The organism is Kribbella sp. HUAS MG21 (assembly GCF_040254265.1).
In the GTDB taxonomy this organism is placed as follows: domain Bacteria; phylum Actinomycetota; class Actinomycetes; order Propionibacteriales; family Kribbellaceae; genus Kribbella.
Genome location: NZ_CP158165.1, coordinates 4,052,677 through 4,072,313, shown reverse-complemented (window position 1 = coordinate 4,072,313; position 19,637 = coordinate 4,052,677). Strand labels below are relative to the sequence as shown.

General features: G+C 70.6%; 21 protein-coding genes. 9 read left to right on the top strand and 12 right to left on the bottom strand.

Going from position 1 to position 19,637, the window contains the following annotated elements; all coding sequences use genetic code 11:
• The first annotated feature begins 34 nt into the window (after positions 1-34).
• The gene (locus ABN611_RS20085; RefSeq protein ID WP_350281431.1) at positions 35-502 is read left to right on the top strand and encodes a MarR family transcriptional regulator; all 468 of its coding nucleotides are present in this window, start codon (positions 35-37) and stop codon (positions 500-502) included.
• On the opposite strand, the gene ilvA is transcribed toward ABN611_RS20085, so the two are convergent.
• The 7 genes from ilvA to ABN611_RS20050 form a co-directional block, all read right to left on the bottom strand.
• Positions 487-1,692 carry a threonine ammonia-lyase gene (gene ilvA / locus ABN611_RS20080; protein WP_350281430.1) on the bottom strand — a complete coding sequence of 402 codons (1,206 nt, stop codon included), beginning with the start codon at positions 1,690-1,692 and terminating at the stop codon, positions 487-489. The two genes, ABN611_RS20085 and ilvA, sit on opposite strands and share 16 nt — an antisense overlap.
• 24 nt (positions 1,693-1,716) lie before the next feature.
• Positions 1,717-2,463: a hypothetical protein gene (locus ABN611_RS20075; protein ID WP_350281429.1), complete on the bottom strand. Its 747-nt coding sequence runs from the start codon at positions 2,461-2,463 to the stop codon at positions 1,717-1,719.
• Positions 2,464-2,499: 36 nt separating this feature from the next.
• Positions 2,500-3,522: a hypothetical protein gene (locus ABN611_RS20070; RefSeq protein WP_350281428.1), complete on the bottom strand. Its 1,023-nt coding sequence runs from the start codon at positions 3,520-3,522 to the stop codon at positions 2,500-2,502.
• Between the two features lie 64 nt (positions 3,523-3,586).
• Positions 3,587-4,390 carry an ABC transporter permease gene (locus ABN611_RS20065; RefSeq protein WP_350281427.1) on the bottom strand — a complete coding sequence of 268 codons (804 nt, stop codon included), beginning with the start codon at positions 4,388-4,390 and terminating at the stop codon, positions 3,587-3,589.
• Entirely contained in the window at positions 4,390-5,172 is a 783-nt protein-coding gene (locus tag ABN611_RS20060) for an ABC transporter permease (protein WP_350281426.1), read from the bottom strand. The genes ABN611_RS20065 and ABN611_RS20060 overlap by 1 nt, the downstream gene beginning before the upstream one ends.
• Positions 5,173-5,174: 2 nt before the next feature.
• Positions 5,175-6,122, bottom strand: a complete 948-nt coding sequence (locus ABN611_RS20055) for an ATP-binding cassette domain-containing protein (RefSeq protein ID WP_350281425.1) — start codon at positions 6,120-6,122, stop codon at positions 5,175-5,177.
• A gap of 10 nt (positions 6,123-6,132) precedes the next feature.
• Entirely contained in the window at positions 6,133-6,930 is a 798-nt protein-coding gene (locus ABN611_RS20050; protein WP_350281424.1) for a MerR family transcriptional regulator, read from the bottom strand.
• A gap of 58 nt (positions 6,931-6,988) precedes the next feature.
• On the opposite strand from ABN611_RS20050, the gene ABN611_RS20045 reads away from it, so the two are divergent.
• Entirely contained in the window at positions 6,989-8,233 is a 1,245-nt protein-coding gene (locus ABN611_RS20045) for an amidohydrolase family protein (protein WP_350281423.1), read from the top strand.
• Here ABN611_RS20045 and ABN611_RS20040 read toward each other — a convergent pair whose 3' ends face one another.
• Both ABN611_RS20040 and ABN611_RS20035 read right to left on the bottom strand, forming a co-directional pair.
• A complete protein-coding gene (locus ABN611_RS20040) occupies positions 8,234-8,983 on the bottom strand; it encodes an SDR family NAD(P)-dependent oxidoreductase (RefSeq protein ID WP_350281422.1) in 750 nt (249 codons plus the stop codon).
• A complete protein-coding gene (locus ABN611_RS20035; protein ID WP_350281421.1) occupies positions 8,980-9,753 on the bottom strand; it encodes a type II CAAX endopeptidase family protein in 774 nt (257 codons plus the stop codon). Before ABN611_RS20035 ends, ABN611_RS20040 begins: the two co-directional genes overlap by 4 nt.
• Before the next feature lie 248 nt (positions 9,754-10,001).
• Between ABN611_RS20035 and ABN611_RS20030 the strand changes: the two genes are divergently transcribed.
• The 6 genes from ABN611_RS20030 to ABN611_RS20005 all read left to right on the top strand — a co-directional run bounded on the left by ABN611_RS20030 (position 10,002) and on the right by ABN611_RS20005 (position 14,999).
• Positions 10,002-10,610, top strand: a complete 609-nt coding sequence (locus tag ABN611_RS20030) for a MarR family transcriptional regulator (protein ID WP_350281420.1) — start codon at positions 10,002-10,004, stop codon at positions 10,608-10,610.
• Entirely contained in the window at positions 10,607-12,220 is a 1,614-nt protein-coding gene (locus ABN611_RS20025; protein ID WP_350281419.1) for an MDR family MFS transporter, read from the top strand. Before ABN611_RS20030 ends, ABN611_RS20025 begins: the two co-directional genes overlap by 4 nt.
• Positions 12,221-12,407: 187 nt before the next feature.
• The gene (locus tag ABN611_RS20020) at positions 12,408-13,001 is read left to right on the top strand and encodes a hypothetical protein (protein ID WP_350281418.1); all 594 of its coding nucleotides are present in this window, start codon (positions 12,408-12,410) and stop codon (positions 12,999-13,001) included.
• Positions 12,998-13,327: a hypothetical protein gene (locus ABN611_RS20015; protein ID WP_350281417.1), complete on the top strand. Its 330-nt coding sequence runs from the start codon at positions 12,998-13,000 to the stop codon at positions 13,325-13,327. Before ABN611_RS20020 ends, ABN611_RS20015 begins: the two co-directional genes overlap by 4 nt.
• Before the next feature lie 128 nt (positions 13,328-13,455).
• Positions 13,456-14,037 carry a hypothetical protein gene (locus ABN611_RS20010; RefSeq protein ID WP_350281416.1) on the top strand — a complete coding sequence of 194 codons (582 nt, stop codon included), beginning with the start codon at positions 13,456-13,458 and terminating at the stop codon, positions 14,035-14,037.
• A gap of 11 nt (positions 14,038-14,048) precedes the next feature.
• Positions 14,049-14,999 (top strand): hypothetical protein, encoded by a 951-nt coding sequence (locus ABN611_RS20005; protein WP_350281415.1) that lies wholly within the window; start codon positions 14,049-14,051, stop codon positions 14,997-14,999.
• A 73-nt stretch (positions 15,000-15,072) separates the two neighbouring features.
• On the opposite strand, the gene ABN611_RS20000 is transcribed toward ABN611_RS20005, so the two are convergent.
• From ABN611_RS20000 to ABN611_RS19990, 3 genes are read right to left on the bottom strand one after another with little or no spacing between them, the layout of a single operon-like run.
• A complete protein-coding gene (locus tag ABN611_RS20000) occupies positions 15,073-16,299 on the bottom strand; it encodes an AI-2E family transporter (protein ID WP_350281414.1) in 1,227 nt (408 codons plus the stop codon).
• Between the two features lie 30 nt (positions 16,300-16,329).
• Positions 16,330-17,700 carry a glutamate mutase L gene (locus tag ABN611_RS19995; RefSeq protein ID WP_350281413.1) on the bottom strand — a complete coding sequence of 457 codons (1,371 nt, stop codon included), beginning with the start codon at positions 17,698-17,700 and terminating at the stop codon, positions 16,330-16,332.
• The gene (locus ABN611_RS19990) at positions 17,697-18,851 is read right to left on the bottom strand and encodes a cystathionine gamma-synthase (RefSeq protein ID WP_350281412.1); all 1,155 of its coding nucleotides are present in this window, start codon (positions 18,849-18,851) and stop codon (positions 17,697-17,699) included. The genes ABN611_RS19995 and ABN611_RS19990 overlap by 4 nt, the downstream gene beginning before the upstream one ends.
• Before the next feature lie 203 nt (positions 18,852-19,054).
• Between ABN611_RS19990 and ABN611_RS19985 the strand changes: the two genes are divergently transcribed.
• Positions 19,055-19,636, top strand: coding sequence for a hypothetical protein (locus tag ABN611_RS19985; protein ID WP_350281411.1), 582 nt, complete (start codon positions 19,055-19,057; stop codon positions 19,634-19,636).
• Position 19,637: the final 1 nt, after the last annotated feature.

Here is a 19,637-nt window from a genome sequence, read left to right as displayed (position 1 = left end):
GCATAGATTGCGCGTGCATGCTATGGTCGGCGGCATGACCGCTACCAAGGTCAGCGGTGGGACTGGTGAATCCACCGCCGATGCCGGCGCCGATGTGCGGGAGTGGCGTGAGCTGCTGGCCCGCCACGCCGACCTGACGTGCGCGCTCGACCGGGCGCTGCAGGCCGGGCATTCGCTGGGCATGAGTGAGTACGAGGTGCTCGAGCGGCTCGCCGAGCTGCCGGAGCACTCCGCGAAGGTCGCGACGATCGCCAAGTCCGTGCACCTCAGCCAGAGCGCGCTGTCGCGCGTGATCGGCCGCCTCGAGGTCGCCGGCCTGGTCGAGCGGCACATGTGCCCCGAGGACCGGCGCGCGGTCAACGTCCGCCTGACCGACGAGGGCCTACAACGCCAGGCCGAGGCCCAGCCCACCCAGCGCGCAGTACTCGCCCAACGCCTACACGCCCCACTCGTGAAGACCTGCGAGCCCGCACCCTCCACCGCTGGTCAATTGAGCGTGTAGCTGTACCCGTTGGTGACGAGGCCCGTGAGGAGGCGTTCGCGGTGGGCCTCGCCGCGGAGTTCGAGTTGTAGGGCTACCTCGACCTCTTCGAGGCTGAGGGTTTCCGAGATGCGTTCGTGGAGGACCTCGATGATGTTCGCGTCCAGCGCCGCCACCTGGGTCAGCAGCGTGGCCAGGCCGCCTGGTGTGTCGGGGATCCGGACCCGCAGCGACAGGTAGCGCCCGGCGGCCGCCATGCCCTGGCGGATCACGCGCATCAGCAGCAGCGGGTCGATGTTGCCGCCGGACAGCACCACGACGACCGGCGGCGTGAACCGTTTCGGCTCGTCCAGTACGGCGGCCACGGCCGCGGCGCCCGCCGGTTCGACGACGAGCTTCGCGCGTTCGAGCACCAGCAGGACGGCCTTCGACAACGAGTCCTCGCCGACGGTTCGCACGTCGGCGACGTACCGCTGGACCGTCTCGAACGGCACGGCCCCCGGCAGCCCGACCGCGATCCCGTCGGCCATCGTCGCCATCCGCTCCAGCTGCACCGGCTCCCCCGCCGCGAGCGAGGCCGGGTACGCCGCCGCGCCGGACGCCTGGACCCCGACGACCTCGATCGGCAGGCCGTCGCGCTGCATCGCCGCCGCGATCCCGGCGAGCAACCCGCCGCCACCGGTCGGTACGACGACCGAGCGGACCTGCGGGCACTGCTCGACGATCTCGAGCCCTGTGGTCGCCTGCCCCGCGACGATGTCCGGATGGTCGAACGGGTGGATCAGCACCGCACCGGTCTCGGCCTCGAACGCGCGCGCCGCGATCAGGCAGTCGTCGATCGACGTCCCGACGAACCGGATCTCGGCGCCGTACGCGCGGGTCGCCTTCTCCTTCGGGATCGGGGCGCCGTTCGGCATGAACACGGTCGCCTTGATCCCGAGCAGCTGCGCGGCGAGCGCGACCCCCTGCGCGTGGTTGCCGGCACTCGCCGCGACCACACCCCGGGAGCGCTCGGCCTTCGACAGCCGCGCCATCCGCACGTACGCGCCGCGCAGCTTGAACGACCCGGTCCGCTGCAGGTTCTCGCACTTCAGGAACACGTCGCCGCCGACCAGCTCCCTCAGCCACCGCGAGTACTCCAACGGCGTCGGCGCCACCACATCGTGCAACAACTCCGCCGCCCGCACGACATCCCTGGCCTCGATCACCACCTCACCCTAATCAGCGGAAGCCGGTCAGCGGTGCAGGACAGCCAGGTGGTTGTTCATCCCGCGGCGAACGGGCGGGTCCAGGTGCCGGGCCCAGTCCGGCTGCCGCTCGCCGCGGAGCTTCGCGTAGTACGCCAGCGCTTCGGCGAGGGCGGATTCGCGGAGGTAGCCGCGGGCCAAGGGTTGCTTGCCGCGGCCGTTCGGGCGGGGACGGTGTTCGTAGGCGGCGTTCGCGGTGAAGATGCCTAGGCCGTAGAAGACGGTGAGCAGGTCGGTGAGCGGCTCGTGGTCGGGGCGGCGTGCGAGTGAGATCCGGCCGCCGCCGAGGAGCAGCTCATGGCCGACCTCGTGGGCGTAGATCGCGGCCAGCGCGACCGGGTCGGCCGTCAGCGCGGGCGCGAGGTGGATCTGGTTCCGGCCGTTGCCGCGGACCCACCGGCCGTGCGGCTCCTTCACCACCAGGCCGCTCACCGGACGTCGTACGCCGTTCAGCTCGAAGCTCAGCTCGCACTGGCCGGGCTTCAGCCCCATCCGCTCGTCGACGCGTGCGCACAGCTCGGTCGCGGCGGCCTCGCTGCCGTCGTACCCGGCCGGGATGATGTCGGTCGGTAACGCGATCGGTCGGAGTACGACGTCGCGGCCGAATTCGGCCACCAACCAGTCCGTCGACGCACGGATCCAGCGGCGGCTGCCGCCGGGCAGCCGCTCGCGCGGTGCCTTCAGCTGGGAGCGCAACTGCCGGCTCCGCCTGATCATCCCGATCGGATTCCTCACCCGCAGGATCATCCCTGTCCGGCGCACCCGCAAACGTCACGCGCCTTGCTGGATCGACGCTATCTCGGCGTTCTTCACCAGGGTGGCGAGGCGGGCGAAGGTGCGGATCCGGACCGCGCGGTCGAGTTCGGTGGGCATCGTCGGCAGGGGCGTCTCCGGCCACAGCTGGTGCCGCCGGTAGCAGTACGCCGCCAAAGCGTCCGACGCGCCGCGCTCCCCCAGGTAGCCCAGCGTCCGCAACTCCGATCGCCGGCCCGGAACCCGCTCGACCGCCTGGTTGGCCAGGAAGACCCCGAAGCCGTGGAACACCGCGAACAAGTCGGTCAGCGCCTCGGCGTCCACCCGGCCGCGGTCGATCAGGTGATAGCCCCAGAGCACCTCGTGCCCGAGTTCATGGGCGGTCGCGGCAACCACCGCCGCCGGGTCGGCCAAAGTGCTTGCCGACAGCATCACCGCGGTACCCCGATGGCCGCCGCCGCGCAGATCCAGCCACGCGGCCCGCGAACCACTTCCGGCCGGTGCCGACCAGACCGCCTCGGCGCGCTCGCGGAGCTCGGCCCGGCGGTTCGCGTCGGTTTCCCGGAGGATCGCCGTACTGCGTTTCACCTCGGCGGCCAGCTCGCGCTCGGTCAGTACGCCGATCTCGGCCGCGTGCCCCGCGGCCGCCAGGGCGTCCACCTCGGCCGGCGTCATCGTTGCCCGAAGCCCCGAAATGGCGACCACCTCCGCGGGCAGGCGGCGGGCGGCGGCGCTCCGGGCGGCGGCGCGGACCTCCTCCATCCGGAAACCGAACCGGATCCGGTCGTCCGGCACCTCCATCCAGGCGCAGACCTTGACGCACAGCTCCCGCGCCGCGCGCTCCGAGCCGTCGTACCCGGCCGGCACGAACGCGCTCGGCAGCACCGGATCCCGGCGCAGCGGCTCGACGCCGAACCGGCCGATCAGCCAGTCCAGCGAGTCCTCGATCCACTGCTCCGGCCCGCCGGGCAACAGAACCTTCGGTCCGAAGAGCAGCTCCCGGTGTCGTTGCCGTCGCCGCCACGCACCGATCAGGTTCATACCCGAACTGACGCGACCCTCCGGGCCCTCGTTCCACCGGAAGTGTTGCGACTGGATCTCACCGCTACTTCAGCAGCAGCTTGCCCAGCCGGCGCGATGCGACGTACATGCCGAAGGTGCCCAGCGCGGCCAGGTAGAGGGCGTGGACGAGCAGGAACCAGTCGACGGTGCCGGTGGTGAAGGCCCGCTCGAGGACGACGCCCTGGTAGAGCGGCGTGATCTCGACCAGCCAGCGGATCGCGCCCGGGTAGGTCTCGACCGGGTAGAACGTCGCCGAGAACAGGAACATCGGCATGATCGCCAGCTGCACGAACTCGAAGTCCTGCCAGCTGCGCATGAACGTCGTCAGCGCCATCCCGGCGCCCGCGAACGCGAACCCGATCAGCACCGCGGCCGGCAGCGCGAGCAGCGCCCACCACGACGAGACCAGCCCCATGGCCAGCATCACCAGGATGAACATCGCCGAGTAAATCGCCCCGCGCAGCAGCGCCCAGGTGACCTCGCCGGTCGCCAGGTCCCACGGCCGCAGCGGTGTCGCGAGGATCGAGTCGTAGAGCTTGGCGTACTTCATCCGGAAGAAGATGTTGTACGTCGAGTCGAAGATCGCGCCGTTCATCGCGGAACTCGCGAGCATCGCCGGCGCGACGAACGCGGCGTACGCGATCGTCGTCCCGTCGGAGAGCGTGAACGAGCCGACCAGCTGGGCGACGCCGATGCCGATCGAGAGCAGGTAGAACACCGGCTCGAAGAACCCTGAGATGAACACCACCCAGGACCGCCGGTAGAGCAGGAAGTTCCGCTCGACGAGATGCCGGCCGCCGCCGAGCCGGACCGGGACGGGCAGGACCCGTGCTGCAATGGTCGCCATCAGCCGATCAACCTCCGGGTGAAGCCGCGGACGGCGAGCCAGGTGCCGACGAGGAACCAGGTCAGCAGGTAGACGAGGTTGCCGAGCGCGAGCCACGGGTTCACCGTGCCGAGGCTCAAGCCGCGGGACAGGTCGACCGCGTGCCACAGCGGGCTGACGTAAGCGAGCCACTCGATCCAGTTCGGCAGCTGCGACACCGGGAAGAACGCCCCGGAGAACAGGAACGCCGGCACCACGCCGAACCGGAACACCATCGCGAACCCGGAGTCGTTCTCCAGCGTGGTCGCGAACGCCGCGATCGGACTGGCGACCGCCATCCCGACCAGCAGCGCGACCGGCAACCCGAGCACCCCGAGCGGCGAGTCCAGCCCGCCGAACAGCGCGATGATCACCAGGAACACCGCGCACGAGCTGAGCACCCGGAACGCGATGAACCCGAGCTGCCCGTACACCACGTCGGCCGGGCGCAGCGGCGTCGCGATCATCGAGTGGTAGAACTTCTGCCACTTCAGGCCGCTCATCACCGGGTACGTCGCCTCGCCGACGGCGATCTGCAGCGCCGTCGAGGCCAGCAGCCCGGGCGCGATGAACTGCAGGTAGCTGACACCGCCGAGCGCGCCGGTCCCGTTGCTGTCCACGAACGAGCCGAGCCCGATCCCCATCGCCGCCAGGTACAGCATCGGCAGCAGGAAGCTGGTGATCATCGTGCCCTTCCACGTCCGCTTGTAGACGGTCAGCCAGTAGTCGAACATCCGGCGACCGTTCTCCACCGCAAGCGCCATGGCTAGTCCACCAACGTCCGGCCGGTCAGACGGAGGAACACGTCCTCCAGCGTGGAACGGCGTACGAGCACCGCCGCCGGCTGCAGGCCGCGCTCGTGGACGGCGGCGACCGCGCGCTCGCCGTCGTCGGTGTAGAGCAGCAGCCGGTCCGGCAATACTTCGATGCGCTGGGCAAGGTCCTCGACCTTGCCGGCCAGTGCGTCGTGGTCGGCGAGCATCACGTCCGGCCCGAACCGCAGCTCGGTCACCTCCCGCGTCGAGTAGTCGCGGATCAGGGCGGCCGGGGAACCCTCGGCCGCGATCTGACCGCCGTCCATCACCACGAGCCGGTCGCACAGCTGCTCGGCCTCGTCCATGTAGTGCGTGGTGATGATCAGCGTGACGCCCGCCTGTTTGAGCCGGAACAGCTTGTCCCACAACAGGTGCCGCGCCTGCGGGTCGAGGCCGGTGGTCGGCTCGTCGAGCAGCAGGAGATCCGGCTTGCTGACCAGCGAGCGCGCGATCGTCAGCCGGCGCTTCATCCCGCCGGACAGCTCGTCGACCTTGACCTTCGCCTTCTCGGTGAGCGCGACGAACTCGAGCAGCTCGTCCGCGCGGCTGCGGCACTCGGCCCGGCTGAGACCGAAGTACCGGCCGTAGATCGTCAGGTTCTCCCGGACGGTCAGCTCGGTGTCGAGGGTGTCGTCCTGCGGGCAGACGCCGAGCCGGGCGCGGATCGCCGGGCCGTCGGTGGCCGGGTCCAGGCCGAGGATCCGCAGCGTGCCGCCGCTGGTCGGCGAGACCGCGCCGATCATCCGCATCGTCGACGACTTGCCGGCGCCGTTCGGCCCGAGGAACCCGAACGCCTCGCCCCGCCACACGTCCAGGTCGATCCCGCGGACCGCCTCGAAGTCGCCGTACGACTTGCGCAGGCCGCGGACGTGGACCAGGGACTCCCGCTGCTCGCTCACCTGCCCGACACTAGACCGACCCGCGGACAGTTTTCTTGTCGATTCGGGCATACCCCAGCCGCTGCACGGCGTACGCCCGCACCCCGGCGGCGAGCCACTCGACCAGTTCGCCGTCCACCAGCTCGATGATCGCCCGCTGGTCGGCGTTCTCGACGAGGAGGTCGCCGAGCGCGTAGTACGAGGCGGGCGTGGCCGGCCAGAGCTCCAGGACGCCCTGGTAGTGCAGCTCGATCAGCTCCAGCGCCTCGCTGGAGTCCGGGCGGACACCGCGGTCCCGCGCGGCGGCCATGCGCAGCAACAGCCGACGGCCCTCGTCGCCCATCCGCTCGTAGTCCTCCCGCGTCCAGCCGTCGGTCTCCCGTACGGCCTTCTCGAACCCCTCCGCGGCGCACTCGCCGTATCTCTCGGCCAGCTCGTCGCGGAGTCGCGACCGCGCCTGGTTCAGCCCGGTGAAGAACTCCTCGTCGGGGACCGCGTCGTCGCCGGACAGCGCCGCGACCGTCCGATCGACCGCGCCGAGCATGTCGTCCAGGCGCCGCCGCTCCCGCAGGAGTTGCTCCCGGTGTCCCTGGAGCGCGGCGAGTTCGTCGTCCTGCTCGTCCAGGATCCGCGCGATCGCCGGCAGCGGTACGCCGAGCTCGCGGAGCAGCAGGATCCGTTGCAGGCGGAGGAGTTCGGGGCGGCCGTAGTACCGGTAGCCGTTCGCGGCGACGCGGCCGGGCGGCAGCAGGCCGATGGCGTCGTAATGCCGCAGCGTCCGCACCGACACCCCGGCCAACCGGGCCAGCTCGCTGACCGTGCGCTCCACGACACCTCCGGAAATCAGGTTGGAGTATGACGTTACGTCACCCCTTAGCGTCCGCGACATGGCATTCACGATCCTGCACACCCGACTGGTCGACCGGGGTACGGCGCTCCGCGCGAACTCCCTGCGGGTCGCGGACGATCGCATCGTCGCGGTCGGCGGCCCGGAGATCGCACAGCCGGGCGACGTCGTCGTCGACGGCACCGGCGCTACGTTGCTTCCCGGTCTGATCGACTCACACATCCACCTGGCGCCGGGCTGCACGCATCTCGCGGCGACGTACGGCGTGACCACGCAGCTGGACCAGTTCAGCATGCCGGAGGTGATCCGGCAGGAGGTGCCGCGCTCGGCCTTCCTCACGTCCGGCATCGGTGCGACCGCGCCCGGCGGGCATCCGTCGATCGCGTATCCGCCGTTCCCTTACGTGACAGGGCCGGAGGACGCGAAGCAGTTCGTCGCGGACCGGATCGCGGAGGGCGCCGACCACCTCAAGCTGATCTACGACGACGGCTCGGGCCACGGCCTGCAGCTGCCGACACTGGACGAGGCGTCCGTACTGGCGCTGACCCGGGAGGCACACGAGCACGGCCTGATCGTGGTCGCCCACGTGTCCACGGCCGCCGCTGCGGTGCAGGTCGTCGAGTGTGGTGTCGACGTACTCGCCCATGTGCCGTCGGATCCGATGTCCGCACGGGACGTCGAGGCGGTGGCGGATGTGGCGGTCATCGCGACGCTGGGCATCGTCGACGGGTTCAACGGGCCGTCCAGGCAGCTGCCGTTGCTGGACGAACCAGAACTGATGCCACGGATGCCTGCGCGCTGGCAGCAGGTGCTGGTCGAGCAGTCCCAGCGCTGGATGCCACCGGAGCCGCCGGACAGTAGTACTGCCCGCGCCAACACGCTGGCGTTGCAGCAGGCCGGAGTACGGGTGCTGGCGGGGACGGATGCGCCTAACCCCGGTTTGGTGTTCGGGGCGTCGCTGCACCGGGAGCTGGCGCACCTGGTGCGGGCTGGGCTCACTCCGGCGGAGGCGCTCGTGGCTGCGACCAGTGCGCCCGCTGAGGTGTTCAACCTGGCTGACCGCGGCCGGCTGACGGTAGGTGGCCGTGCGGACCTGCTACTGGTCGACGGGGACCCGCTGGCCGACATCACTGCCACCCAGCGGATCCGCCACACCTGGCTCGGCGGTGAGCTGGTTGTGCCGGAGGACTACGCCGGCAGCGAGCTGGAACTGGCCGGCATCCGCTTCCTGGGCGAAACGACGGCCCGGATCATGGAGCGGCTCCAGGACCTGTTCCCCAGCTGATCAGCCGCGGCCGACGTACGGCATCCCGGCCGCCATCACGGTCAGCGTCGGTACGGCGACCGACGTCGGCAGCTCGGCGATCCGCACCACGAAGTCGGCGACGATCTTCGGGTCGAACGTCGGCTCGACCGCGATCGACCCGTCCGGCTGCAGCACGCCCTGCTCCATCCGGGCGGTCATCGCGGTCGCGGCGTTGCCGATGTCGATCTGGCAGGCGGTGATCCCGTGCGCGCGGCCCTCCAGCTCGAGGCTCTTGGTCAGCCCGGTGATCGCGTGCTTGCTCGCGGTGTAGGCGATCCCCTGCGGCCGCGGTACATGCGCCGAGATCGAGCCGTTGTTGATGATCCGCCCGCCCTTCGGGTCCTGCCGCAGCATCACGTCGTACGCCGCCTGCGCACAGAGGAAGGACCCGGTCAGGTTGGTGTCCACGACCCGCCGCCAGTCCTCCTCCCGGACGTCCTGCACCGCCGCGGCCGGGGACCCGACGCCCGCGTTGTTCACGAGTACGTCGACCCGCTCGAGTCCTCCGAAGAACTCCCGCACCGCCGCCCCGTCGGCCACATCCAGCACGACATACCGGACAGCTCCGGGCCCCTCGCCCCCGACACTCCCCGCCGCCGCGGCGGTCTCCTTCAGTTTCTCTTCGGTCCGCCCGGTCACCCAGACCGCGAACCCCGCGCCGGCCAGCGCGAGCGCCATCTCCCGCCCCAGCCCCGACCCACCACCGGTCACCACCGCAACCCGAGTCATGCCGTCACCCTTCTGCCTCGCCGGACTGCCGTCCAGCATGGCAGCAACGCCGCGGCCACCACGGTCAGGACCAGCAACTCCACCCAGACACCGCTACCGAGCGGCGGCACCAGCTCGCTGCTCAGGTTCCAGGCAGCGTGCACGAGGATCGCCGCCGGAACCCCACCCCGCAGGCGCTCGGTGACGAACTGCATCACGAACGTCAGCGGGAACAGCTCCAGGAAGAACGTCAGCCCTTGCTGCGTGAACAGCCTGTCCTCGTACTGTCCGGTGCCCGGCAGGAAGTACAGCGGCAGATGCCACACACCCCACACCGCGCCGAGTATCGCCGTCGTTCCGAGCGGACCGTAGTACTGACGCAACCGCGGCTGCGCGTACCCGCGCCACCCGAACTCCTCCGCCACCGGACCTGCCAGGAGCGTGTACGCCGCAGCGCCGAGGATCCCTCCTGCCGCGGCGACGACCGACGACGCATGCTCGGGCAGCGCCGGTAGATCCCCCAGCACCGCCGAGGCCACCAGCGGCGGCAGCGCACCAAGCACGACCGCGACCACCGGCCACACCGGCGACCAACGGACAACACGCCGCCGGTCCCGGTGCCGCAACCACATCACCAGCGCGGCCAGCGACGGCCCGGCCGCGGCCAACGCGAAGACGAGCATGCCCACGCCCTCGTCCGGATCGGCTCCGAGTACGCCGAGCACTCCCCAGGGGATCCAGGTCAGTACGAGACAGATGACGCCGAACTCCACCAGCCGCCGGTTGATCACCGCCACAGCCTCGTGGTGGACCGAGCGGCCCGCGAGGGTGCTGGGCCGACCTTCACCGGGGAGGCCAGCACCACTCTTTCGCCGGTCCGCGTCACAAACCGCCGCGCGCCGGCGTCGAATCACTGTCCCCCTCCGCGCTCACTGCGGACAGTGAGCAGGCGGCGACCGAGAGCAAATGAGTGGCGGCTCACCTGATGATCTTGGAAAGTCATTTGCGTGTATCACGCAAGCATGTATATGCTTGCAGCATGCAAGTAAACGACGCGTACGTTCCACAGACCCCGATCGAGGGTGTGATGCACGCGTTCACCCGGATCGGCCGCCGGCTGAAGGCCAAGCAGCCCGGCGACACGCTCGACCACAGTGCGCACGTCGTACTGTTCGCGCTCCGCTGCAACGGCGCGCTGCGGCTGTCCGACCTCGCCGCGCGACTCGAGCTCGACGCCTCCACCACGAGCCGGCACGTCCGGTCCCTGGAGCAGCTCGGCATGGTCCGCCGCTCCCCCGACCCCGCCGACGGCCGCGCCTTCCGCGTCGAGCTCACCGAGCAGGGCGTCGAGCAGTGGGAAGCCGGCGCCCGGCACCGGATGGAGCTGCTCAGCGCCGCCATGGAGGGCTGGTCCGAGGAGGACGTGCAGACCTTCGAGCGGCTGATGACCCGCTTCGCGGACGGCGTCGCCGCGCTGACCGAAGCCCCCAGCAGCGCCGCCTGGGCCGACAAGGGCTGGGCCGCCGTCGCACCGCGACTGCGCCGGCCCGCCGCCCCGGAGGAGCGCAGTACAGACCAGACCTCCACGGCCGACGGTGACCCCGCCAACCGTGAGCACACCGACAACAACCTGGAGAGCACCAGATGAGCACCACAGAGCCCGCCCCCGCCGGCGGCGCTTCAGCGACGACCGACGGCGGACCCACCTACCTGTCCCACAAGCAGATCATGGTCGTCCTCGGCGGACTGATGGCCGGCATGTTCCTCGCCGCCCTGGACCAGAGCATCGTGGGGACGGCGCTGCCGCAGATCGTCAGCGAGTTCAACAGCCTGGACAAGCTGTCCTGGGTGGTCACGGCGTACCTGCTGACCTCGACCGCCTCCACCCCGCTGTGGGGCAAGATCTCCGACCTCTACGGCCGCCGCCCGCTGTTCATCGCGGCGATCGTGACGTTCCTGGCCGGCTCGGTGCTGTCCGCGCTGGCGCAGAACATCGAGATGCTGATCGGCTTCCGCGCCGTCCAGGGTCTCGGCGCCGGCGGTCTGATGTCGCTCGCGTTCGCCACCATCGGCGACGTGATTCCGCCGCGCGAGCGCGGCAAGTACATGGGGTACTTCGGTGCCGTCTTCGGCCTGTCCTCGGTGGCCGGCCCGCTGCTCGGCGGGGTGCTGACCGACGGTCCGGGCTGGCGCTGGATCTTCTGGATCAACCTGCCGATCGGCCTGGTTGCGCTGGGCATCGTCGCCGCCGTGCTGAAGCTGCCGCACGTGAAGCGGTCGCACAAGATCGACTACCTCGGCGCCGCCGTGGTCACCGGAGCCGTCACCTCGCTGCTGCTCGCCGTCTCCTGGAGCGGCCCGGAGAACGGCTGGGACAACGCCACCACGATCGCGCTGCTGGCCGCGGCCGTCGCGCTGGCCGTCGCGTTCGTCTTCGTCGAGCTCAAGGTCGCCGAGCCGATCATCCCGATGGACCTGTTCAAGGGCCGGATCTTCTCCGGGTACGCCGGGTACGCGTTCCTGCTCGGCTTCGCGATGTTCGGCGCGCTGATCTTCCTGCCGCTGTACCTGCAGGCGGTGAAGGACATGTCGCCGACCCGCTCCGGCCTGGCGCTGCTGCCGATGATCGTCGGCATCTTCTCCGCCTCGATCCCGAGCGGCCAGCTGATGAGCAAGACCGGCCGGTACAAGATCTACCCGATCGTCTCCGCGGTGCTCGTCGGCGGCGCGATGGTGCTGCTGTCGACGCTCAGCATGAGTACGCCGTACTGGCACCTGGCGATCTACATGTTCGTGATGGGCGCCGGGCTGGGCCTGTCGATGCAGATCACCGTCACCGCCGCGCAGAACAGCGTGCCCCGGCAGCACATGGGCAGCGCGACCTCGACGATGACGTTCTTCCGCTCGATGGGCGGCGCGATCGGTACGGCGGTGTACGGCGCGGTGCTGACCAGCCGGCTGAAGGACCACCTGACCGACATCGTCCCGCACGCCACCCAGCAGATGGTCGACGGGCTGGCCAAGGCGGCGAACAGCGTCGAGGCGCTGCACGCGCTGAAGGAGCCGATGAAGGGCTGGGCGCTGCACGGCCTGGTCGACGCCATGGGCGACGTGTTCCTGGTCTCGCTGCCGTTCCTGGCGATCGCGCTGATCATCGCGGTGATCACCCCGGAGCAGCGGCTCGCCGGGCGCGACGACGCCCCGAAGGGCGACGGCGACGAGTCGCTGGAGTCGTCGGCCGCGGCCGCCATGCACTAAGTCGGCACTGGCCCTGCAGCGGCCGCTTGACCGAACCGATACCGAACGACGGTTGACCGACCCGACAGCCGCCCTGGGAAGCTTCCCAGGGCGGCTGTTCTGCTGCTGTCCACGCGCAGGACGTCCGCCTGACCCCTCCGGGGACTTAGTTTCGACACGTACCGCAACGACAGGGACTGCCGCACGGATGAAGACACTTGACCGGCCGCTGGACGACGACGACCGCGCGATGGCCGACATCGCCGAGGTCCGGGACTGGCGACGCCTGGGTGGCCCGCAGCCGGGCGCGACCGGACCGGTACCCGTCCGGCGCCTGATCCGCCGGGTGAAGTCCGCGACCAACTGGAAGCCGTGGCCGATCAACCGCCGGACGGTGATCGACGACCAGCTCGACGGCTGGGGCTTCCTGACCCGCCGCAACACCGAGCTCGCGGTGTACGACGACCAGGTGCTGCCGCACAGCCCGTTCAGCGGCTGGGTCGCGTTCGCGATCGAGCCCGGGGACGTCGAGCAGGCGGCCGCCGGGCTGGACGAGCACTGGCCGGCGAAATTCGACCTCGCCTGCCGGCACTGGGGACAGCCGTCGTACGTCGGAATCGAGAGCAAGACCGGGTTCGAGGACGACTGGGCCCCGGGCGCCGGCACCGACCGCCGGCACCTGGCCGTCTGGACGCCGCCGGGCGCGGAGATCCACCTGTACAGCAACAAGCCGACGGCGAACCCGTTGTCGGTGTCGGTCGGAATCAACTACACGGTCTACCTCAGCGAGGCGGGGACATGAGAACAGCAACGCACCGGGCCCGGGAGGGCCAGCGGGACACCTTGTTCGCCAACGCACCGGAACCGGCCCCACGCGGCGAGAGCAGCAGCGTCTCGGAGGTGTCGCTCACCCAGCTCGCCCACGAGCGCCTGGCGGCCGCGGGCGGACGCACGGCCGCCGGCCCGGCGGCCGGACTCTCCACCGACCTCGACACCAGCCTGCGCGCCGCCACCCTGCCCCCGGTCACCCCCGGCCAGGCCAGGGCCGCCGAGACCTCCGGCGCCCGCGACGAATCCACCCACTTCGGCCGCACCAACAAGCCCGAACGCAACGGCCCGGCGCGCTAGTCCCACGCTGGTCCCAGCCGGTCCCACGCTGGTCCCCTCGCTGGGTTCAAGACCCCACCTGACTGACCCTCGCGGCCCCGTACGGTGACCGCGGAGGCTTGAGCACCGACGGAAGGAACGAGCCCGGAATGAAAACCCAGGACAGGCCGCTCGACGAAGACGCGGCGGCGATGGCCGACTTCGCCGAGATCGCCGACTGGCGGCCGATCGCCGGCCCGGACAACGACGCGACCGGCCCGGAGGTGGTCAAGGCCATCGTCCGGCGCGTCACGTCGGTCACCGACTGGCAGCCCTGGCCGCTCGCCGCGGGCGAGCAGATCAACGACGTGCTCGCGTCGTGGGGTTTCACCACCAAGCGCGGCAGCACGATCGTGGTGTTCCCCGGTCTCGCGTTCGCGGACACCCGGAACAGCGGCTGGTCGGCGTACGAGATCGGTCCGGACGACATTCCCGCGGCCGAGGCCGGGCTGGACGAGCGCTGGCCGCAGATGCTCGAGCTGGCCCGCAAGCACTTCGGCGATCCGGACTACGTCGGCGACGACAGCAGCCCCACGTTCCTCGACGAGTGGCGGCCGGGCGCCGGCGCCGACAAGCGGCACCTGGCGGCCTGGGTCCGGCAGGGCGCGCAGTTCCACCTGTTCAGCAGCAAGCCGACGCGGGATCCGCTGACCGAAGCGGTGGGCGTCACGTACGCGGTCTACATCGACTAGGAGATCGACACATGTCACAGCCCACCGAATCCCAGGGGATGCCCGACTGGGCCGCCGCCATGGACCGCATGGGATCCCTGTCGCCCCAGCAGTGGGAGAACCTCGCGGCCATCGCGCAACTCCAGAAGCAAGAGGTCGACCGGCTGATCAAGTCGGCCCAGAAGGTGCCGCTGAAGGACCGGCTGCACGACAAGGTGCAGAGCGTCACCGGACGGGTGCACGCGGTCTACCTGCAGCAGACGAAGCGGCTGAGCGACATGGCGACGCGGCTGCAGAGCCAGGCCGGCGAGCAGCTCCAGGCCGGGCGCGAATGGGTCGGCCAGCAGGCGCAGGCGGGGCGCGAGTGGGGTGCGCAGCAGGTCCAGGCCGGGCGCGAGTGGGGTGCGCAGCAGGTGCAAGCCGGGCGTGAATGGGGCGCGCAGCAGGTCCAGGCCGGGCGCGAATGGGGTTCTCAGCAGATCGACCGGGCGACCGAGTTCGGTCAGCGCGCCGCCGGCGCCGTCCAGGCCGGCACCGAGGCGGTCGGCCAGTGGGCCGGTCAGCAGCGCGACCGGGCGGTGGAGGCCGGACGCAGCGCACGGGACAGCGTGTCGCGCTGGTTCCAGACCCAGAAGACGCGCGTGTCGATCGCGTCCGAGGGTGCCCGGGCCACCATCGCCGCGATGAAGTTCGACCCGAACATGCCGCAGAACACCTCGGCCAAGGACCTCGCCGAACTCAGCCAGCAGTACAGCAAGGTGATGTCCGCCCCGAACCTGGAAGCGCGCATGGAGGCCCTGCAGGGCCTGATGGCCAACACCCAGGCCCAAATGGACGCCCAGACCGCGGCCCGCGCCCTCGGCGGCGTCGCCCCGGCGTCCCAGGCCGTCGGCCAGGCGCAGGCCACGCAGACGCAATCCACCGAGGAGGCCGCCAAGGTCAGCCTCCAGAAGAGCGACACCAAGGGCATCGGCAAGGGCTGACACCAGCCCCCGAAGCATCACACAGGACGCCGCCGGCATCAGAGCCGGCGGCGTTCTGCTGTGCGTGGGACCGTCAGTCGGTCGTTGCTGGTTGCTGGCGGCGTCTGGGGAGGGGTCTGGGGGGTTCGGGGTCGACGTCGTTGCCGGCCAGGTGGTTGACGATGGTGTTGAGGACGGCGGCGGTGGGGACTGCTACCAGGGCGCCGACGATGCCCGCGATGACGACGCCGGTGGCGATGGCCAGGATGATCGCGAGCGGGTGCACGCTGACCGCGCGGCCGAGCAGGAACGGCTGCAGGACGTGGGCCTCGAGTTGCTGTACGCCGATCACGACCGCGAGCATGATGATCGCGACGATGGGGCCCTTGGCAACCAAGGCGACCAGGACGGCCACCGAGCCGCTGACCAGGGCGCCGACGACCGGGACGAACGCGCCGACGAACACCAGGATGCCGATCGCGCTGACCAGCGGCAGGCCGAGGATCGCGGCGCCGAGCGAGATGCCGATCGCGTCGACCGCGGCGACGATGACCGTGGCGCGGACGAACGCGGTCAGCGAGACCCAGGCCTTCCGGCCGGACGAGTCCGCCTTCTCGCGGGCACGGCGCGGGAACAGCCGCACCAGCCACGACCAGATCTGCTCCCCCTGGTACAGGAAGAAGAACAGGCAGAACAGCGAGATGAACAGGCCCGCCACCACGTGCGTCGCCGTCGTACCGACAGCCGCCGCCTGCTGACCGAGGGCGCCGCCGGTGGTGATCTGCTCGCGCACCTGCCTGAACAGCTCGGTGATGTCGTCGTCGGTCAGGCCGAAGTTGATCCGGGCCATTTCGCGCAGTCTCTGCACACCTTCGCCGACCTGGTTGGAGAGATCCTCGAACTGGCCGGCGATCTGCGTCCCGACGAGGGTGAGCAGGCCGGCGACCACGACGATCGTCGCCACCACGGTGATCCCCGCCGCCGGTCCGCGCGGCAGGCGGAGCTTCTGCAGCCCGTTGGTCACCGGGATGAGAAGTGCGGTGAGGAGGACGCCGACGGTCACCGGCACCACGACCTCGGACAGGTACCGCATCCCGTACCCGATCACCAGGACGGCGGCGACGACCACCAGGAACCGCCAGGCCCACGCACTGGCGATCTCCATCGCCGGCGTCACCCCGTGCTTCACGGTCGTCCCGGGCTCGTCGACCACCGGCGCACTGGTGTTCTCCAGTACTTCGTTGTCCGCGACCGGACTGGCGTCGTCGGACGCCACGGTCCTGTCCTGCACCGGTACTTCGTCCCGCCCCGTCTCGCTCATCCCACCTCCGCAGGCTCTGTCGTGATGAGACTAGTGCCCGGTGCGGCCCGTTCCATGAATGTGCGTGGCCAGTCCCTCGGCCGCCTTCGGCTCGTCGTCCGCGAGCAGGCCGACCGCGGCGAGCACGTAGTCCGTGTCGACGCACACCTCGGCGTGCTGCGGGACGAGCCAGCCCTCCTCCTGCGCGTTCGTGCCGATGGCGCCCAGGATCCGCGCGGCGACCTCCGGCGGGTTGTGCCGCAGTACTCCCCCGGATCCGACCAGCAGGTCGACCTCGCGCAGGTCCTTCCCGGACCGCTCGATCACCCGGCCGCCCGGGCCGAACACGATCCGTTGCCGTCCCGCGTGCCGACGCAGCGCGACCGTCGCCGCGACACTCGCCAGCGTCTCGTCGTACGACGCCTCGCGCGCGTCGTCCGGGAGGTACGACGGGTCCTCGCGCCGACGGACCGCCGCGGCGTGCAGGCCGGGCAGGTCCGCGACGAGTCCGGCCTTGGCGCCAGCCTCGACCACGGGTACGGCGCTCCAGCGCATGCCGAGGTCGCCCTCGACGGTCCGGGTCACCGGGTGCGTCGCGACGACCTCGCGGCCGAGGTTCGCATCCTCGGGGTCGAGTTCGATCACCGAGTGCACGTCGGTGGTGGCGCCGCCGATGTCCACGACCGCGACGTCGCCGTGCAGAGCAGCGAGCACCTCGACGCCGCGCAGTACGACGTCCGGGGTCGCGGCGCGGACCATCCGCGCGAAGGCCGGGTCCCGGGACAGGTTCTTCCCGCCGATCACGTGCCGCAGGAACATGTCCCGGATCGCGGCCCGGGCACTGTCCGGCGCGAACACGCCGATCTCCGGTACAACGTTTTCCGCCAGCACGTGCGGAACGTCGGAGGCGGTGAGCATTTCCGTGATTTCCGCGCGGGCGTCGATGTTGCCCGCGACAACGACCGGTTTCCGCCACCGGTACTTCGCGAGCGTCTCGGCGGCCTTCAGCAGCACGGCCGCGTTGCCGCCGTCCGTCCCGCCGAGCAGCAGGACGACGTCCGGGCGGTCCTTGCGCAGTTCCTTCTGGCTGGTCGCGGTCAGCCCGCCGCTGACGACCGCCACCACCCGGCCGCCGCTGGACAGCGCGACCCGCTTCCCGGCCTCCGCGGTGACGAGCTCTTCGTTGCCCACGACACCGATCCGCAGGCCGCCGCCCGCACTCGAGCAGGCCAGTACCTCGGCGTTCCGCACGCCCCGGTCGGCCGCTTCGAGGACGGCGCGGCACGCGTGCCAGCCGTCCAGGACGTCGGTGTCGATCGTCGTCCGGTGCTCGGCCCGGGCCACCAGCGCGCCCGAGCCGGAATCCACCGCCACCGCCTTCGTGAAGGTCGACCCGAAGTCGACCGCCACCACGAGGCTCACGCCATCGCGCGATCGAGGTCGAGCAGCAGGTCGTCGATCGTCTCGATGCCGACGCTCAGCCGGATCAGGTCGGCCGGCACCTCCAGCGGAGTACCGGCGACCGAGGCGTGCGTCATCTTGCCGGGGTGCTCGATCAGCGACTCGACGCCGCCGAGCGACTCGCCGAGCGTGAAGACCTCGGCCTTGTTGCAGATGTCGAGCGCCTGCGCCTCACCGCCGGTGACCCGGAAGCTGACGATGCCGCCGAACCGCTTCATCTGCTTGGCGGCGGTCTCGTGGCCCGGGTGCCCGTCGAGGCCCGGGTACAGCACCTGGCTGACCGACTGGTGCCGCTGCAGGAACTCGACGACCTTCTCCGCGTTCTCGCTGTGCCGGTCCATCCGGACACCGAGCGTCTTGATGCCGCGCAGTACCAGCCAGGAGTCGAACGGCCCGGCGACCGCGCCGATCGCGTTCTGGTGGAAGGCGATCTTGTCCGCCAGCTCGGAGTCCCGCACGATCAGCGCGCCGCCGACCACGTCGGAGTGCCCGCCCATGTACTTCGTCGTCGAGTGCACGACCACGTCCGCGCCGAGCTCCAGCGGCTGCTGCAGGTACGCGGAGGCGAACGTGTTGTCCACCACCAGCAGCGCGCCGGCGTCGTGCGCGATCTGGGCGACGATGGCGATGTCGGCGACGTTCAGCAGCGGGTTGGTCGGCGTCTCCAGCCAGACGACCTTGGTCTTGCCCGGCTGGATCGCGGCCCGGATCGCCTCCGGGTGCGTGACCGCCGCGGGCGTCATCTCGACACCCCAGTTGCTCAGCACGCGGGAGAACAGCCGGAACGTGCCGCCGTACGCGTCGTCGGGGAACACCACGTGATCACCCGGCGCGCACACCGAGCGGATCAGCGTGTCCTCGGCGGCCAGGCCGCTGGCGAACGCGAAGCCGCGGCTGCCGGACTCGATCGCGGCAAGGCACTCCTCGAGCGCGGTGCGGGTCGGGTTCGCCGAGCGCGAGTACTCGTAGCCGTTGCGCAGCCCGCCGACGCCGTCCTGCTTGTAGGTGCTGGTGGCGTAGATGGGCGGCACCACCGCACCGGTGGTCGGGTCGGGCTCGTTCCCGGCGTGGATGGCGAGTGTCTCGAAGCCGTAGTGGTGTTCCGTGTTCACCGGACCAGCGTACGACCTGGTCTGCCGGTCGCTCGCAGGCCGTCCGGAGCGGGCCCGATCGGGCGGGATCCGGGTTGTCCACAGGTACGTCGAACCGGCTGGCGGATGACCCACTGTGACGCCTACGGTTGCGCCCAGAGGGTTCCAGAGGGTGCCCAGCGAGTCGCGGTCAGGAACCGGGCAGGAAAGGACGACGGGGCCGGATGAAGACGCAGCACAGGCCGCTCGACCAGGACGACCTGGCGATGGCGGATCTCGCCGAGATCCCGGACTGGACCGTGATCGCGGGACCGGACGGCGACGACGCCGGGCCGGAGGTCGTGCGGGCGCTCGTGCACCGGGTGATGGGGCAGACGTCCTGGCAGCCGTGGCCGCTGCAGCCGGGCGAGGTAATCGACGCCGAGATGGTCTCCTGGGGCTTCACCACCCGCCGCGGCACCACGATGATCGTGTTCGACGGGCTGGCGTTCCCGGACTGCCCGGACAGCGGCTGGTCGGCGTACGAGATCGGTCCGAACGACATCGCCGCCGCCGAGGCCGGCCTCGACGAGCACTGGCCGGACCACCTGGAGCTCGCCACCCGGCACTGGGGGCAGCCGGACTACGTGGGCGACGAGAGCAGCCCGACGTTCGCCGACGAGTGGGAGCCCGGCGCCGGGACCGGCCGCCGGCACCTGGCCGTCTGGCTGCGCCCGGGCGCCCAGATCCACCTGTACAGCACCAAGCCCAGCCGGGACCCGCTGACGACGTCTGTCGGGGTCAACTACGCCGTGTACATCGACTAGG